The sequence below is a fragment of the Paenibacillus sp. FSL K6-3182 genome (genome assembly GCF_037976325.1).
GTDB lineage: Bacteria > Bacillota > Bacilli > Paenibacillales > Paenibacillaceae > Pristimantibacillus.
The window spans coordinates 6,088,841-6,106,063 of sequence record NZ_CP150265.1; the positions used below are offsets into that span (position 1 = coordinate 6,088,841).

Below are 17,223 nucleotides of genomic sequence, written 5' to 3' on the forward strand. Positions count from 1 at the left end.
AGGTGATCCAGATGAGCGAGCCTAATCGCAGAATGATTTTAAATTTGTTTCTACACAATGCGGGCGCTCACAAAGGAGCTTGGCGTCATGCAAGCACGAAGCTGGATGAAATTCATGACGTCAGTCATTTCCTGCGGATCGCCAAAAAAGCGGAAGCCGCCCGGATAGACTCCCTATTTATCGCGGATGGTCTGTCTATTGAAGCAAAAGCAGTCCAGCATGGTCCGATCTTCGGCTTCGAACCACTAACATTATTATCTGCAATTGCGACCGTAACGGAGCGAATCGGCCTAATTGCTACCGTTTCTACAAGCTTCACCGAGCCCTATAACACAGCTAGAATATTCGCCTCGCTTGATCATATAAGCGGCGGGCGAGCTGGTTGGAACATTGTAACTACTGGCGTAGAACGTACAGCCTTCAACTTTGGGCTGGAGCAATTGCCAGCTCATGCAGAACGTTACGAGCGAGCGCGGGAATTCACAGAGGTCGTGCTCAAATTGTGGAGCAGCTGGGAAGCCGATGCGCTCGTTCAAGACAAAACATCCGGTGTGTATGCCGACGTGAACAAGGTTCATGATATACAGCATCAGGGGGATTATTATTCCGTACGCGGTGCGCTTAATATGATGCGTCCTCCACAGGGAAGGCCTCTGCTTATCCAAGCCGGAGCCTCAGAGGATGGCAGAAATTTAGCTGCTCAATATGCCGAGCTTATATTCACCGTCCAAAACTCATTTGAAGACGCGCAGCTGTTTTATCAAGACATCAAAGAAAGAACAGTCAAAGCCGGACGTTCCCCGCATGATATTAAAGTATTGCCGGGCATTCATGTTATTGTTGGTGAAACGGAGGCTGAAGCTCGTGACATTGCGAGAGAGCTGCAGCAGCTCGGTTCAATAGAACGTTCCGTCATGTCTCTTTCCAATTTGCTTGGCATCGATTTTTCGGGATATGCACTGGATGATCCTTTTCCGAAGCTGCCTGATATGGGCCAAGTTAATGCGTATCAAACCTTCTATCAGATGGTCAAAAAGATTGTTGATAATGAACAGCTGACACTCCGGGAGCTGCTCGAGAAATATTGGGTAGGCAACGGTCAGCTAAGCATTGCTGGAACACCTAACCAAGTAGCTGATATTATGGAGCATTGGTTCGTAAATGGTGCTGCTGATGGCTTTAGCGTTATGCCTCAGCTGGCATTTGGCGGTATTGATGCCTTTCTCGAACTAGTCGTTCCTGAGCTGCAAAGGCGAGGATTATTTCCTAGCGAGTATGCTGGACAAAATTTGCGTGAAAACCTCGGCTTCAGTCCGTTGTAACTTATTAAGATGTGGAGGGTGCTCACATAACGAATACGAGCGATTTACATTACCCCAATGAACATCTTCTGGCAGACGCCCATTGGCTTAAAAACCATTACCAAGAGCCGAACGTCATTTTATTAGATGTCAGAGCCAGCGGATATGAATCAGGCCACATTCCAGGGGCGTACTGGCTGGACGCTAAAGCATTAAAGGATAGCTCACGCTGCACTTTTGCTGCCGCGGATGCTCTTGCTTATTTGCTTGAAAATGTTGGCGTCAGCAATGATTCAACTATCATCGTCTATGATGATGGAGGCGGAGTGTTAGCGGCACGCGTCTTTTATGTGCTGGAGTATTATGGTCTGAAGGACCAAGTGAAGCTATTGAATGGCGGCTTCGCAGCGTGGGCAGCGGCGAGCTATGAAACAACAATAGATTTGCCGCTACCCTCTAAAGGAGCACTGACGTTATCTGCTCATTCAGAGCTGGTTGCCACGAAAGCATCTATCCAAGCTGGGCTCGATAATTGCCTTCTTGTCGATACACGTTCCGCTTTAGAATACACCGGAGCTGATCAACGCTCGAATCGTAAGGGCGGGCATATTTCTGGCGCAGTTCATCGAGAGTGGAACGATTCCCTTGAAGGGGCAGATCAAGATGGCGTCGTGCGTTTCAAAGCTTATCGAGATTTAAAGCAGCAATTTGATGCTCTTGGCATTGACCCTGCAAAAACAATCGTGCCTTATTGCCAGACAAATCAACGCGGAGCGCATACTTATTTTACTTTACGACTAATGGGCTATCCTCATCTTCGCCCCTATGAAGGCTCTTGGGATGAATGGGGCAACGACGAGTTTACCGAAGTGAGCCAATCGAACGCCTCATTCTCTAGCTTATCTAACTTGTAGGCTTGCAAGAAAAAGAGCTGTGCAGCGGTCATTGCAGACCATGCACAGCTCTTTTTGCCACCCAATATTTTACTCGGCTTTTTCTTTCTCCTCAGGAGGCAGCAGGATAATCTTGCCTTCTCCAAGCTCTACGCGCAGCTTATTCGAGTTTTTCACACCGATGGATTCCAAATAGTTGGAAGGCACCTGCAATCGGCCCGCTTTATCAAGCACCGCATATTCTACATGCGTGCCTTCCTCATCCTCCTGCTCAAGCTCCGCCATCTCTTCCGCGTATGAACGTTTGCGCAGCATTTCGGATGAAATCTTGCCGTCTCGGATGGCCGCTACACGATCTACCTTCTTCGCAAGCTCTGGATCATGCGTAACGATAACAACGGTAATGCCAATCGTACGATTCAGTTCACGGAATAAGTCCAAAATCTGATTAGCCATTCGCGAGTCTACCGACCCAGTAGGCTCATCCGCAAGCAGCAGCTTAGGATGATTGGCGAGCGCAATGGCGATTGCCACCCGCTGCTGTTCTCCCCCTGATAATTCATATAGCTTATTTGAAGCACGGTGGCTTAGGCCAACGGCGTCAAGCAGCTCCTTTGCTCTCCAGCGCTTGCGACTGCCTGTTAGCAAAATAGGCAGCTCTACATTTTCAAGCGCGGTTAAATAAGGAATCAAATTTCTCGCATTATTTTGCCAGACGAAACCTACGCTCTCTCGCTTGTACCGAACGAAGTCGCGCTCCTTAAACTTCAGCATATCTCTTCCGTCAACGGTCAGCTTCCCCGCCGTCGGACGGTCAAGCCCGCCAAGCATATTCAGCAGCGTTGATTTGCCGCTGCCGCTGTTGCCAATAATGGCCATCAGCTCGCCGCTTTCAATTTGAAGATCGAGGCCTTGCAGGGCGAATACCTCTAGGTCGGCTGTTTTGTATATTTTGACAAGCCCTTCGCAATGAATCATCCGTCAATCCTCCCCTAGCTTGATCGCTTGATGAATACGCAGCTTCGATAGCATATAAGCTAATATGCCTAGTCCAATGACCAACATAAAGCCGACAAGCACATAGATCCGTATTAAATCCGTTGCATCGAACATGACCTTGAATGGCGGTACAAGGCTGCTTGGATTGAACGCAATTTGGAAGTTAGGCACATATAATCGACTCGCGATATTTCCGACACCTATTCCAATAAGAACGGCAACGCCCGATGTTAACAGCTGCTCAACCCCAAGCATGCCGATAAGCTGTCTCAGCGATAGGCCAATCGCGCGCAAAATACCATTTTGCAAGGTCCGGCCTCGGAGTGATAATACCCAATATAATAGAAACCCGATAAAGCTAACCAGAATCGACAAGACGAAACCTAATGTCAAAATACCGTTTAGTGCCATGAGGAACGGATCGTTTTTGGCAGTTACCAGCTTCTCTCTTGTATTGACAATATTCGTAATCGGAAGCTTCGATTCCTTAAGCCCCTCATAAAACTCGGAAGTGCTCACCTCCGGCTTTAATTTAAGCCAGACGTCGTAAGGCTCAAGTGCAAGCTGAACTTGAATACGCGGCAAATGGCCAACGATCAGCATCGGAGCACGGCCACCCGATGTATCTTTATCTTCACTAACATTTACGCTGCCTACAGCAGGATTCGGATTAAAGGTTGGGAAATAATTAATGATGCCATACACCTTGAACGGTTGCTGCGGTACATCGCTCCAGCCTACCCAAATCGTGTCGCCAGGCTTCACTTTGTTCTGATCGGCTAACGTCTGCGATATGAGAACAGCCTGCGGATCTGCTGCAAGCAGGTTCAAATAATCATTAAGCGGATAGTCAAGCAAGCTGTCACGGAACCACGTTGTTTCACCAAACTCATCGGAATCAATACCAATTAACGTTGCAGGGCCATTGCTTTCATTTACGCTAAAGGCGACCTCTTTCTTAAATACTTTAGCTGCATGCTCTACGCCTTTGAGTGCTTTAAAGGGCTCAAATGCCGGCTCCAAGTAATGGACTGGCGCGAGCATAGCTAAATCCTGCGCTGGCGTTGACGGTGCTCCCGGAGGTGGAGGCGGCGGTGCATCGTTCATCCATTGTGTAGTCAATACGACCTCTGCGCCATTGCCATACCTGATTCGATCCTCTGTGTTATTGTTGATCGTTCTTGCTGCTGAAGCGCTAAATACCCCGGTAGCAATCGTCATAATAAGAAAAATCATTAAAAACTGATATTGCGAACTGGAGCGTCCAACCTGAATTAGTGTTGCATATACGGAAGGCGGCCACCATTTCTTGCCGATCCAATAGATGAGTCTAAGAACCCACGGGTACAAACGAAGCAAGAGCAAACCTGCACCCATAATAAACAAAGCAGGAACAACAAATTGCAGCGGATCGATGTTCAGATCATCTGCATTTAAACCTAAGCTTTGCAAATCAGCAAGCCTTTTCCGGAATGTGTATAAGCCATAAATAGCTAACGCTAATGCAATCACATCAAGGAACATTTTGTGCCATAACGGTGATTTCAAAAGTCTAGCCAGCTGCTGCTTATGACCAACAATAGAAACGCGAGTAGCCATAATGATAGGAATCATCATAATGACAAAACAAACGCCGGAGGCAATCGCTCCATAACGGAAAGACTCGTCCGTAAGTTTGACAGGCAGTCGAACGCGCTGTACAAATTCAAGGAAACCATTGGATGCACCAAGCATCTCGGTTAGGATGACGCCAAGCAAAGGACCCACACCAAAGGCGATGCCGCATAAAATAATGCCTTCCACTGCATAAGAGCTAATAACCTGCCAACGTGCAGCTCCTCTGCTTCGCAGAACAGCAATCTCATTTTTTTGCCGATCCGCAATTAGATTGGATACCATGAACATGTAGAACCCGAGCATAATCAAAACAGGAACATTAAGCGACCACATGAGCGTCTTCAGCTGTTCTGCCCGCACCATGTATTTCGAAATCGTATCCAGAGCCGGTGTTTCCGAGACTGCTTGATACATCGTTACATTATTAAGCATAACGTTGCGAATTTTATTCGTTGTTTGTATGAAGCCATCTACCAAGCTTAGCTCAAGCTTAGAATAATCCAATACAAAAAACCAACCAACGGACGCTACCGGAATCCGGCTTTCCTGCATGAGCTGCTGCTTAGCGAGTTTATCACTAATGACAAAGCTTGAGCTTAGCTCACTTAGATCCGTATCTCTAAAATAGGGGTCGTCATCCTGCTTTTTCTTAAATACCCCTACCGGCTTAAATGCTATTTCCCCGGCAATTTTATCGTCGTTCACATAAAACTTTGAATCCAGTACTGTTTTGAACTGAACTAGGCTTCGTTCTGTAACAAGTACCTCATAAACGCCATCAACTGGCTGCTGCTCAGCCGGCATTCTGCCGTCCGTCAGCGTAATATGCTCTTCAAGATCACTGAAGGAGCGCAGCGACATCGTCTTGAGATTTTTTTTCGTATCTGGCTCTGGATCATTCTCCGGCCTGATCTTCATTGATCTGGATTGAAAATCAACGATAAGCTCCTGCACCGGTATGCCAAAGTTGGATTGTGCTTGCTCACGTATGTAGCGATCTACTTTTGTATAAATCTTATTTACTTGCTCCGGTGTTTCTTTCGTGTAAAAAAGTTTATTGTATTGATTGCCGGGATATATCCCCCGCTCGCTCTGCATAGTCTCTAAATCCTTGACCAGCATCCTCGATAAAATGGCTTCCGAATAAATCGGCATACTGCTTACCAAGGCTACGGACATGACTAAGCCTATAAACAAGCTCCCGACCAACCACTTATTTTGCACCATTTTACGAATAATCATAATAAACAAAGCCACTTCAAAACCTCCCAAGCGTAAACGGCTCATAACCTTCCTATGAAGCTAGTTGATGGTTATCAATCGTTCTATACAGACTCATTATTGAAGTACAACAATCGCGCCTTCTTCCAAGCCCTTCGTAATTTCAATTTCCGTCGAGCCTTTTATGCCCGTTTCGACATCAATCTCACGAATTTTATTGCCATCCTCAAGCGTTCTTACGAAGGTTCTGCCAAGGAAGCTGCGCACGCCGCTGCGTGGAATTTTGAGTACATCATCACGCTGCTGCAAAATAATTTTGACATCAGCAAACGCTCCGATTGTGGCGTTTCCAGGCACTTTCGGCACTTCAATAAATAATGTTTTGGAGTAACGATCTTGAAGCTGCTGGTTCAGCGTTGAAGGAGCCGATGATGGTGTCTGTACAACTTTCCCTTTCACTTCTTCAGACCCGAAGGTAACCATTGCTGGGAAACCAACATCAACGCTGCTAATTTCCGCACCTGATTCAACTCGCAGTGCCAGGCGCAGCTGAGATGGATCGGATATGACAACAAGCGTTTGATAAGCCTCAACAAAATCGCCTTCCTTCAGATCCTCTACGAAAGTTACTTGGCCGTTCATTTCGGCAACAAGCTGCTTGCTGTTAAAGGTCGCCGTCAAACGATCCAGCTTTAACTGTTCAATATCCATTTGCAGCTTAGCGATATCGATCGCATCATTGTCACCGCCTAATTTGGCCTGTTTAAATGAAAGCTTAGCTTTGGCATGGGCGAGCTGCTGTTCCTTTAATTGAATGTCCAGTCCATCTACATTAAGCTGAACCAAGACATCTCCTTTCTTCACCTGCGCTCCCGAGGTAACCATCATCTTCGCAATACGGCCGCCTTGTCCTTTAAACTGTGCAATCTCCGATTGCGTTGACTCCAGGCTTCCGCTTCCTTTAATTTCTTGTGTGATTGTCCCCTTCTCGACCGTTACCGTGCGGTAATTCTCTTGCGCCGGCTTAACAAGAGGAGGTTTCAAGGCAGCCTCCTCGGCAGGAAGCAAGGAGCACCCTGTTAGTGAAGCGCTAAGAAGCAGCGCGAATGACCAGCCGAGTATCGGCTTAAGCTTTTGCGACAATTTGTCCATCCTCCAATTCATAAACATGGTCAACAATTTCCATTATTGCAGGATCATGTGTCGTCATGATGATTGTCATTCCTGCCATTTCTACCAAATCACGAAACACTTTCATAATTTGCAAGCCTGTGCGGCTATCCAGTTCAGCTGTAGGCTCGTCTGCCAAAAGAAGCTTCGGCTTATGGGCAATTGCCCGTGCTATTGCTGTTCGCTGCTGTTCGCCGCCCGATAGCTCGAATGGCCGATGATGCATGCGGCTTTTTAAGCCAACTTGCTCTAAAGCGTTAATCGCTGCTTCCTTCCGGCCGTTTGCCGCCATACCTGAAACTCTTAATATAAACTCCACGTTCTCATAGGCGGACATTAGAGGAATGAGTGCAAAGGATTGAAAAATAAGCCCCATTTCCTTGCGGCGTACCATATCTCTCTCATGATTCGACATCGCCGTCAAATCGCGTCCAGCAAACGTAATATTTCCTTCGGTCGGACGATCCAGTGCGCTTAACAAATTAATAAGCGTCGTTTTTCCAGAACCTGATCTTCCTTTAAACGCAATAAGCTTGCCGGATGGTATCGACAAATCAACACCTTTTAATACGGTAACTGCACCGCTTCCACGTCCAAATGTTCTTTTTAAAGCGCTTGCATGAATAATATCATGCGTGATAGGCAGCATCTAGTAATAGACCTCCATTTCCAATAAATCGATTACCCTTGTATCTTTTTCCATTTTAACCTTGTCCATCTTGTTGCACAAGAAATAAAAAACCTAACAAACTCAAAATTAAGAGGTTGATAGGTTCACTAATTTCTAGATATCAAGATTTAAGAAAAAAATGACTGCAGTAACGGTGATTATACTTAAAATGGTAGAGACAAAAACAGATTGCGAGGCAAACTCTGGCTCGTTGTCGAACTCTACAGCGAGCAGCACACTGCTGAGTGAAGTGGGGACAGCTGATGAAACGATGAGGGCAGCTGCCGTCAGCTTGTCGAGTCCCATCAGCCAGACGATCAGCCATGCGAGTAAAGGACCGGCAATCAGTCTGAGTATGCCCGATATGCTGACATCAATGAGAAGTGACCGCTTTATTTTCCACTCCATATTGCCCAGCTGCACGCCCAGCGTAATAAGCGCTGTACCGATAAACGCTGCTGATAAATAACCGATCGGTGTAGCTATAGGCTGCGGGATGGGAACGTCGAACCCTCTGAGCAGGAAGGCAAGTGGAATGACATATATAATCGGCATTGAGATAATTGTCCGCCAAATCGCCCGCATATCGGCTTTGTGCGCGTTGACGTTATATATGCCATACGTGTTCGGTATAAGAGATTGCATCATCATAATTAATATCTGAATAGCGAGTGTTTTCTCGTTGCCTGCAAAAGCCAGCTGATTGAGCGGTATGCCGTAATTTGCGCTGTTGTAGAACAATACGCTGTTGCGCATCGCGCTTTTCATGCTTGGCTGATACCCTCTTATTCTAACAACCAGCTCAACGATAATATATTGCGTAACCATAAACAGCACAAAAAACAATAAGATTCTCCCTACCACTTGGGCAGAAATGTCCGTTTTATATAGGAGGTCGAACATAATAGCTGGTGAAAATAAATAAAAATTAAGCTTCGATAACGTTTTAATATCCAGCTTGAACGCTCTTTGAATAATAATGCCAAGCCCAATCATGATGACCATCGGAAGCACGTTTGTCATTAAAATGTGAAAGAAAATATTCATCGCTGCATCTGCTTCTTTCTATTATATAGTGTGAAAAATGATAGTGTCGGAAATGGCCATGACTGCGACTAAGATCGCTTCCTCATTTTAATAGGTTCATGCTTGATAAGGCAAGCATTCATGTGGGGCTCGCTGTTATGACTAAGCGGTTGATCTTCAGTGAGTTGCTGTGAGTTGCTGTGAGTTGCTGTGGTTTGTGTGATTTGCAGTGATTGGCTGTGATTTGCAGTGATTTGTAGTGACTAGCTGTGATTTGTGTGAATCTGCGATTTATGTGACTTGCTGTAATGTCCGATGCTGCAAATCAATTCACATGCTCATCCATTCGGTGAATCAGCCCATATCCCCTCTAAGCCGCGAATCGGCTGAAATAGATCTAGAAACTAGTTCTATTTCCATCAAATTAGCTGGTTTCGTGCGAATAAGTCAAGAAACTAGTCTTATCCGTAAATAAATCGCCCCATATCCTCGCCAAAGTACCAAATCAGCAAAAATAGAACTAAAAAATAGACCTATTTCCATCAAATTAGCTTGTTTCGTGCAGATAAGACTAGAAACTAGTCTTATACATAAATAAATCGACCCAAAATACCCGTCCAAGCAACAAATCAACAAAAATAGAACTAAAAAATATACCTATTTCCATCATATCAGCTTGTTTCGTGCGAATAAGACTAGAAACTAGTCTTATTCATAAATAAATCGATCCAATATACCCGCCAAAGTACTAAATCAGCAAAAATAAAACTAAAAACTAGATCTATTTCCATCATATCAGCTTGTTTCGTGCATATAAGACTAAAAGCTAGTCTTATCCTAATGTAAATCGCCCCAATCTCCTCATCTAATCGGCAAATCAGAAAAAAAAATTAGAAACTAGATCTATTCCCACCAATCCAGCTTGATACGTGCAAATTAGTCTAGAAGCTAGACTTCCCCCCATATGCGCTCATTCAACAAAGCAAACAATCGCTTAGTCAATTAACCAGTCACGTTAACCTAACCCCTCACTCCAAAACGGTCTAAGCCTGTTACTGCCTTACTCTCCCATCATACGCAGCAAATAAAAGACAGCCTATGGCTATATCGCCTCGGGCTGTCCGTCCTTCTACTATTACCAAAGCTTAAAGCTGCTGTTCCTGTTGATACAACACCGTTGACAAGTAGCGCTCGCCGTTGCTTGGGATTACAGCAACTACCCGCTTGCCGGTGCCCAGCTTCTGCGCCAATTGAATAGCGGCATATATAGCTGCTCCTGAAGAAATGCCGCCTAAGATTCCTTCCTCCTTGGCCACTCTTCTAGCTGTCTCGAATGCATCATCATTGCTCACTTGAATGATCTCGTTATAAATATCGGCATCCAATATCGAAGGTACAAAACCCGCGCCAATGCCTTGAATTTTGTGCAGGCCAGGCGCTCCTCCCGATAAAACCGGCGATGAGGACGGCTCAACAGCTACAATATGGATATCGGGGAAACGATCGCGCAGTACTTCGCCAGCGCCCGTAATCGTGCCTCCTGTGCCCACACCTGCTACAAAACCGTCCAGCTTGCCATCAAGCGATTCCACCGCTCTTACGATTTCAGGACCCGTCGTTTCCCGGTGAATTTTCACATTTGCCGGATTATCGAATTGCAGCGCTGGAAAATAATCGGGATGTTTCTCTTGCAGCTCCTTCGCGGTGCGAATCGCTCCTTTCATCCCTTCGGCTCCAGGCGTAAGCACTAGTTCCGCACCGTATGCTCGAAGCAGATTGCGGCGCTCCAAGCTCATCGTCTCCGGCATAACAAGCACCGCTTTATAGCCCCTAGCTGCGGCTACCAATGCAATGCCAATACCCGTATTGCCGCTCGTCGCCTCAATAATTGTATCGCCCGGTTTCAGCTTCCCTTCCCGCTCCGCCTCTTCAATAATGCTGATGGCAATTCGATCCTTTACGCTGCTGCCTGGATTAAAAAACTCCAGCTTCAAATAAATTTCTGCACTTCCGTCCGGCACGACCCTGTTCAAACGAACCAAAGGCGTGTTTCCTATCAAATCCGTAATATGATTGACAACATGACTCATCTAATCTGCCTCCTATATGATGAATGGCCTAGCGGCTCGTGCCGAAAAAAGTAAATATGGCGCAAAAAGAGTTTTATACAGCAATATTGCCTTGCGAATGCTCATATAGCTCCTTGTAATGTCCATCATGCTCCAGCAGCTCCTGATGATTGCCTTGCTCCACGATTTCACCGTGGCTCATCACAATAATCCGATCCGCCTGCATGATCGTCGACAAGCGATGCGCAATTACAATGGTTGTTCGATCCTGCGATACGACCTGAAGCGCATTTTGAATCAATTGTTCCGTATGAGAATCCAAGTTAGCGCTCGCTTCATCCAAAATAAGCACCTTAGGCTTGAACACAATAATTCTCGCAAAAGAAATCAGCTGCCGCTCACCAGCGGATAAACCGCTGCCGCGCTCTGACAGCATCGTATCATAGCCATCCCTAAGCTTATGGATAATCGTATCCGCGCCTACAAATTCACAGGCACGAATAACCTCCTCGCGAGAAATGGATTCGTCGAACATTCTTATATTCTCGATAATGCTGCCCGAATACAGATAAGGCTCCTGCTGAACCAAGCCGACTAGTCGATGCAAGGTTGCTTGCGGGATATCCCTTACATCGATCTCATCTATTCTTATGCTGCCTTCCTTCACATCATAGAATCTGCACAATAAGCTGATCAGCGAGCTTTTGCCCGCTCCTGTCGTACCTACGACGCCAATCAGCTCACCCGAATGGATATGCAAATCCAAATCTTTTATGATCGGAATCCCTTCTTCATAGGAGAAGGAGATCCGATTAAAATCAATTTGGCCCTTCACCTGCTCCAAGCTCAAAGTGGATATAGACGCTTGACGTTCATCCGCCTCTTCTTCGCTATCCGTCTTATGCAGCTCAATCGAATCAAGCTCGCGGTCTGTAATGTCCGGCTTATTCGCGAACACGCCCCAAATTCTTGTAATGGCAACGGTAGCAGACTGCAACGTATTCCATTGCTGCGTGATCGTATTAATCGGCTGAAAAAACTGGCGGATATACGTAATAAACGCATACAATACGCCGAATTCCAGCTGGTGGCCAAGAACAGCATTCCCGCCGAGCCATGTCACAAAGGCAATCGATAAATTGCTCAAAATATCAAAGGTTCGGCCAAACACAACATTCGTCCGAATTTCCCGAAGATTTGCTTTAAAATATAAGCTGTTTCTCTCATTGAATTGCTTCTCTTGCTCCTTCTGCTGATGAAACACCTGTACAAGGTTCATCCCCGACAGGTTCTCGGCAACAAACGCTACAAGCCGAGATAGCCTCGTTCTAGCAAGCTGATAGGTCGTGCGCATAAACGAGCGGAAGGCAATTGCAATCGCCCATATGATCGGCAATAAAATCAAGCAATAAAGCGCCAGCTCCGTGTCTAATTGAAACATCATCACCATGATAAAAATGAGTGTAAGTCCATCCCTAAACAGGCTCAGCAGCACCTGATTAAAAAACTGGTTCAGCGCCTCCGTATCGCTTGAGACATGCGTAATTAAGCTGCCGCTCGACATCCGATCGAAATACCGCATAGACTGCTTCAAAATATGACCAAACAGCTGCTTGCGAATGCGCGACACGATGCTTTGCCCAATATTTTGAAGCAGATTGTTTTGCAAATAGCTAAAAAGCAAACTAGACATGGATAAGCCCAGATATATGAAACAAATGGTTAACAATCCTTTGTAGTCATTTTTGCCGGATAATAAATTGTCATCGATCGCTATTTTCATTAAAAAAGGCTGGAACAAATCAGATAAAATCGCGATTAACGTACAACAAAACACACCAATAAAAGCCCATAGATGAGGTCTCGCATACCCGAACAATGTGCGGAAGGCCGAGACATATTCCGGTTTCTGCTCCGGTTGATTCGGATCAGCCTTCTGATCTGCCTGCCAATTATGAATGGCTTGTGCCGGTCGCATGTTGACTTCCCTCCTCCTGTATCGCATGAAGCGTCGCATAGAGTCCTTGCTGCGAGAGCAGCTCTATATGAGTGCCCCGCTGCACAATCAAGCCGTCATCCATCACAATGATTTCATCCGCATGCTTGATTGCACTAATTCGGTGCGCAATAATGATCGTCGTTTTGCTGTCTCTTTCCGTTTGAATCGCTTCTATAATATCCTTCTCTGTCATCGCATCTACGGCACTGACACTATCGTCCAAAATCATAATCGGAGCATTCTTAATCATTCCGCGGGCTAAGCTTGTGCGCTGACGCTGACCGCCGGATAAAGTTAATCCGCGCTCGCCGAGCCTCGTTTCAAACTGATCAGACAGCTCAGCAATATTATTATAAATTTGAGCTTGCTTCGCAGCTTGCTCAACCGCTTCAAGCTCAAGCTCTCGGTTAGAGAAAGCAATATTTTCTCTAATTGTGGTACTGAACAAAAAGCCGTCCTGCGGTACGTAGGCAACTTGAGTTCGCAAGCTTTCAAGCGACATTCCTCTTATATCTGTTTCTCCATACCATACCGTCTCTGGAGGCGGGTCATAGGTGCGAAGCAGCAGCTTCATCAATGTTGTCTTGCCGCTCCCTGTTCGCCCGATAATACCAAGTGTTGAGCCTGATTTAACGTTAAGGTTAATATTTTTCAGTACTGGACTAGACAATGGATCGTATGAAAAGGATAGATTACGAATCGTAATGCCCGCGTCTGTCAAATTCACTTCTTTCGCATTAGGAAGCTCCATAATTTCGGTTTGCTGCGACAATAAGCCGTTTAGACGCTCAAGTGAAGCGCGAGAACGTTGAATGGAATTAATGACATTGCCGATCTGCTGGAGTGGATTCATCAGCATTCTAATATAAAGCGTCAATGCAACAAAGTTGCCCAGCGTAATTTGCTTCGTGATCGTCATGTATCCGCCAAAAGCAAGCGCGACGATTAAAGAAATTGCTCCTAGAAACGGAATCAACGCTTGGAAAAAAGAAGAAACGCGCACTAGCCGCAATTGCTTCAGCCTGATCTGGTCGACCGTTTTGCCGAAGCGTTCATTCATAATGTCTTCTACCGCAAATTTTTTCGTTACACGAATGCCGCCGAATTGCTCCTCTGCCGTCTCTGTCATGAGGCCTAGAGATTCCTGCACCTCAAGCGACCGTTTTCTAATAATAGGTCCGAGATATACGACGATAAAAGGGATAAGCAGCAGCGGAAATATCGAAGCCAAAATCAAATAATAAGGAATATGGCTGACAAGCATCATCGTTATGGAAGCCACGAGCAGCATCGACGCATTCGCTGTTGAATTGACCCCCATTGAGATCGATTCCCTTACAGCTGTAACATCGTTCATAAAGTAGCTGAGCAGCTTGCCTACACCATTTTTTGAATAAAACCGTTCGCCCATTTGTGTAAAATGCTTGAATAGCCCTCTTCGAACAACAAATTCAAATTTTCTTCCTACATACATAACCAAATACATCGCGATGCCGTTAAACAGTACCTGCCCAACGCCAATAAGCAGCAGCAATAAGCTGTAATCCACAATAAGCTTGCTTGTTAACCCCCCGATTTGCAGCTTATCCGTGAATTGTCCCAGTACCTTTGGAAAAAAAACGTTGATCAGGTTAGAAATCAAATGAAAAAAGAGAGAGAACAGGTAAATATGCCACGTACTCCGAAAAAAATCGGCCAACAGCCTTTTTGATTTCAAGAAGCGACCACTTCCTATTTTTCAAAATTATTGTTCCGAAACATCCTTTTGCGGGAATTGCAGCTCATAGAGCTGACTGTACCGGCCTTGATGATTGAGCAGTTCATCATGCGTTCCATGCTCGACGATTTCACCTTGCTCCAGCACGTAAATTCGATCTGCCTTCTGAATCGTAGACAGACGATGCGCGATGACGAGACAAGTCCGGCCTTGCAATAATTGTGCGAGCGCGTCTTGAATATGCTGCTCTGATTCAGTATCAAGTGAAGCTGTAGCTTCATCCAAAATAATAATCCGCGGATTTTTTAGAATCGCCCGCGCAATAGAAAGCCGCTGCTTCTGCCCGCCAGACAGCTTCACGCCTCGCTCGCCAATTTGCGTCTCATAGCCCTGCGGGAACGATTCTATAAAGCCGGCAGCATTTGCCGCTTTTGCCGCTGCCAACACTTCCTGATCTGTCGCTTGCAGATTGCCGTACCGAATATTCTCTTCAATAGAGCCATTGAACAGCACGATATCCTGTGATACGATGCCGATTTGCTCCCTAAGAGACGCGATCGTTATATCCTTTAAGGAATAACCATCAATCGTGATGTCGCCAGACTGTGGTTCATAAAATCTAGCGATGAGATGTGCAATGGTTGTTTTGCCAGAGCCCGAAGATCCAACAATCGCTGTCACCTTGCCTGCCGCAAGCTCCAATTGAAAATCGTTTAACACAGCCGAATCCTTTGAATAAGCAAAATCAATATGATCAAAAACAATATGCCCGCTCACTGGCGGAAGCTTCACAGCTCCTTTCTTTTCAATAATTTCAGCCTTCGTGTTCATAACCTCCATAATGCGTTCATAAGCGGCGGCCGATTGCTGAATCGTATTAATAATGCGGCTGAAGTGACGAATCGGGTTTTGCAGCAGTCTGAGATAAGCTATAAAAGCAACGATTGTACCCACTGTCATTTGTTCTTTCATCGCAAGCCATGCGCCAAAAACAAGGACGATTGCAAGGCCAAGAAAATTAAGAAAATCAATAATAGGTTCATAAGCAGCTCGCAGGCGAGTCACCTGAATATTCGCATCCATATTTTTCTGTGTTCGTTCGGAGAATCGTTCAGACTCGTAATTCTCGGCAGTAAACGCTTTAATAAGGCGGATGCCGGTTAACGTATTTTGCAGATGATCGCTTACATCAGCCACCGATTCCTGTACCGTTCGGAACGAGGAGCGCATTCTTTTGCTGAAAAATCTAGTTGTCAAAATCATAAAAGGGAAGGTCGCAAGCAGCATTAGCGTCAGCTTCCAATCGATCCACAGCATATAAACCGCAATGGCCGTAAAGGTGAAAAAATCGGTAAACAACTGCATCATGCTGGAGGAAATCATTTGCTGTAGGATGCTAACGTCATTCGTAACCCGAGACATTAAATCACCGGTACGATTGCGATCGAAGAAAGAAATATCAAGGCTTTGCATATGGCGGTACAAGTCGTTTCGCAAATTGTAAAGCACCCTTTGACCGATAGACGCCATAAGGGAAGTGCTAATATAGCGCAAAGCACCGAGCGCAACAGCTGCTCCCATGACGCCGCCACCGATAAGCAGAAGTTTATTAAAAAGCTTATTCGGAATGATGTGGTCAATCGTCAGTCTCGTTAGCTGCGGAACGATGAATTCAAGCAGCGATATGGCGATAACGCAAGCAACTGCTGCAATTAATGCGGGCAATTGTGTCCGCGCATGCGCATATATTCGTATAAACATGCTGTAAATGCTGGCAGGCTTTACTTTCTCGCCTGTTCCGAATTTTCTCATGCCGCCCATTCCTGCCCCGCCTCGAAACGCCGGCGCTGAATTGTGCTGCTCTCTCATATCGCGCCGCCTTCTCTGCAGTCACATTCGGATTGTGTTGTGATTTGGCGAAGCGATACTCGAAGGTCATCCAGGATGACGCGCAGCTGCGCAGCTTTGCTCGGATCAGTGACAGCCGCTCGTTCTGCAGCCTTCAGTAAATGCAGCAGCTCCTTGCCAGCAGGCGTTAATCGACGGTTCGGCTTTCTTCTCTCAAAGGGAGCGCCTTCGTCTTCGGATTCACTCTGCTCAGGGCGTTCCATTCCCGTTGCAGCATTATCGTTCTCCTCCAGCAAATAAGCTCTGCCTTCCTCAGTAATCTCAAACACCTTTTTGCCGTCTTGCTTGGAGGACTCTACAAATCCTTGATCCCGCAGCATTTGCAGCGTGGGATAAATGGAGCCAGCACTTGGTTTATAGGTGCCTCCTGATTGCTCCTCAAGCGCCTTCATCATTTGGTAGCCGTGCATGCCCTCCTGTTCAAGCAGTGCCAGCAAAGCATATTTGACTCCGCCGCGGCTGAAAAAACGTCTGCCCGAGCCGTGTCCCTCCCTTTCATTCGCATGATGTAAAAACAACTGTTCCTCTGGCTGCCATTCTTTCGTCATAGTGTAATCTCCTTCGTTAACGATATATCGTATTAATTTACATACTATACGATATATCGTTAACTGGCAATTACTTCTTGCGATT

Annotated in this window: 12 protein-coding genes; 2 read left to right on the plus strand and 10 right to left on the minus strand. The window is 45.9% G+C overall.

Annotated features, from left to right (window positions below; translation table 11 throughout):
• The first annotated feature begins 11 nt into the window (after window positions 1-11).
• Together MHH56_RS26800 and MHH56_RS26805 are read left to right on the plus strand one after the other, a co-directional pair.
• Complete coding sequence (locus MHH56_RS26800; RefSeq protein WP_339204693.1) at window positions 12-1,322, plus strand: LLM class flavin-dependent oxidoreductase; 1,311 nt, start codon at window positions 12-14, stop codon at window positions 1,320-1,322.
• Between the two features lie 11 nt (window positions 1,323-1,333).
• The gene (locus MHH56_RS26805; protein ID WP_339204694.1) at window positions 1,334-2,215 is read left to right on the plus strand and encodes a rhodanese-like domain-containing protein; all 882 of its coding nucleotides are present in this window, start codon (window positions 1,334-1,336) and stop codon (window positions 2,213-2,215) included.
• A 69-nt stretch (window positions 2,216-2,284) separates the two neighbouring features.
• On the opposite strand, the gene MHH56_RS26810 is transcribed toward MHH56_RS26805, so the two are convergent.
• From MHH56_RS26810 to MHH56_RS26855, 10 genes are all read right to left on the minus strand, one after another.
• Window positions 2,285-3,172 carry an ABC transporter ATP-binding protein gene (locus MHH56_RS26810; protein ID WP_339204695.1) on the minus strand — a complete coding sequence of 296 codons (888 nt, stop codon included), beginning with the start codon at window positions 3,170-3,172 and terminating at the stop codon, window positions 2,285-2,287.
• A 3-nt stretch (window positions 3,173-3,175) separates the two neighbouring features.
• Window positions 3,176-6,067 carry an ABC transporter permease gene (locus MHH56_RS26815; protein ID WP_339204696.1) on the minus strand — a complete coding sequence of 964 codons (2,892 nt, stop codon included), beginning with the start codon at window positions 6,065-6,067 and terminating at the stop codon, window positions 3,176-3,178.
• Between the two features lie 81 nt (window positions 6,068-6,148).
• Complete coding sequence (locus tag MHH56_RS26820) at window positions 6,149-7,174, minus strand: biotin/lipoyl-binding protein (protein WP_339204697.1); 1,026 nt, start codon at window positions 7,172-7,174, stop codon at window positions 6,149-6,151.
• Window positions 7,158-7,850 (minus strand): ABC transporter ATP-binding protein, encoded by a 693-nt coding sequence (locus MHH56_RS26825; protein WP_339204699.1) that lies wholly within the window; start codon window positions 7,848-7,850, stop codon window positions 7,158-7,160. Before MHH56_RS26825 ends, MHH56_RS26820 begins: the two co-directional genes overlap by 17 nt.
• A gap of 135 nt (window positions 7,851-7,985) precedes the next feature.
• Window positions 7,986-8,918 (minus strand): AEC family transporter, encoded by a 933-nt coding sequence (locus MHH56_RS26830; RefSeq protein ID WP_339204700.1) that lies wholly within the window; start codon window positions 8,916-8,918, stop codon window positions 7,986-7,988.
• A 1,124-nt stretch (window positions 8,919-10,042) separates the two neighbouring features.
• Window positions 10,043-10,987 carry a cysteine synthase A gene (gene cysK, locus MHH56_RS26835; RefSeq protein ID WP_339204702.1) on the minus strand — a complete coding sequence of 315 codons (945 nt, stop codon included), beginning with the start codon at window positions 10,985-10,987 and terminating at the stop codon, window positions 10,043-10,045.
• 73 nt (window positions 10,988-11,060) lie between these two features.
• On the minus strand, window positions 11,061-12,944 hold the full coding sequence (locus MHH56_RS26840) for an ABC transporter ATP-binding protein (protein ID WP_339204703.1): 1,884 nt from the start codon (window positions 12,942-12,944) through the stop codon (window positions 11,061-11,063).
• Entirely contained in the window at window positions 12,919-14,682 is a 1,764-nt protein-coding gene (locus MHH56_RS26845; protein WP_339204704.1) for an ABC transporter ATP-binding protein, read from the minus strand. Before MHH56_RS26845 ends, MHH56_RS26840 begins: the two co-directional genes overlap by 26 nt.
• 27 nt (window positions 14,683-14,709) lie before the next feature.
• Entirely contained in the window at window positions 14,710-16,551 is a 1,842-nt protein-coding gene (locus MHH56_RS26850) for an ABC transporter ATP-binding protein (protein ID WP_339204705.1), read from the minus strand.
• Complete coding sequence (locus tag MHH56_RS26855; protein WP_339204706.1) at window positions 16,548-17,138, minus strand: PadR family transcriptional regulator; 591 nt, start codon at window positions 17,136-17,138, stop codon at window positions 16,548-16,550. The genes MHH56_RS26850 and MHH56_RS26855 overlap by 4 nt, the downstream gene beginning before the upstream one ends.
• Window positions 17,139-17,223 lie beyond the last annotated feature (85 nt).

Excerpts from the sequence above, each read along its gene's own strand:
- MHH56_RS26810 (WP_339204695.1), bottom strand. The coding sequence starts at position 3,172 with ATGATTCATTGCGAAGGGCTTGTCAAAATATACAAAACAGCCGACCTA.
- MHH56_RS26850 (WP_339204705.1), bottom strand. The coding sequence starts at position 16,551 with ATGAGAGAGCAGCACAATTCAGCGCCGGCGTTTCGAGGCGGGGCAGGA.
- MHH56_RS26840 (WP_339204703.1), bottom strand. The coding sequence starts at position 12,944 with ATGCGACCGGCACAAGCCATTCATAATTGGCAGGCAGATCAGAAGGCT.
- MHH56_RS26825 (WP_339204699.1), bottom strand. The coding sequence starts at position 7,850 with ATGCTGCCTATCACGCATGATATTATTCATGCAAGCGCTTTAAAAAGA.
- cysK (WP_339204702.1), bottom strand. The coding sequence starts at position 10,987 with ATGAGTCATGTTGTCAATCATATTACGGATTTGATAGGAAACACGCCT.
- MHH56_RS26830 (WP_339204700.1), bottom strand. The coding sequence starts at position 8,918 with ATGAATATTTTCTTTCACATTTTAATGACAAACGTGCTTCCGATGGTC.
- MHH56_RS26800 (WP_339204693.1), top strand. The coding sequence starts at position 12 with ATGAGCGAGCCTAATCGCAGAATGATTTTAAATTTGTTTCTACACAAT.
- MHH56_RS26855 (WP_339204706.1), bottom strand. The coding sequence starts at position 17,138 with ATGACGAAAGAATGGCAGCCAGAGGAACAGTTGTTTTTACATCATGCG.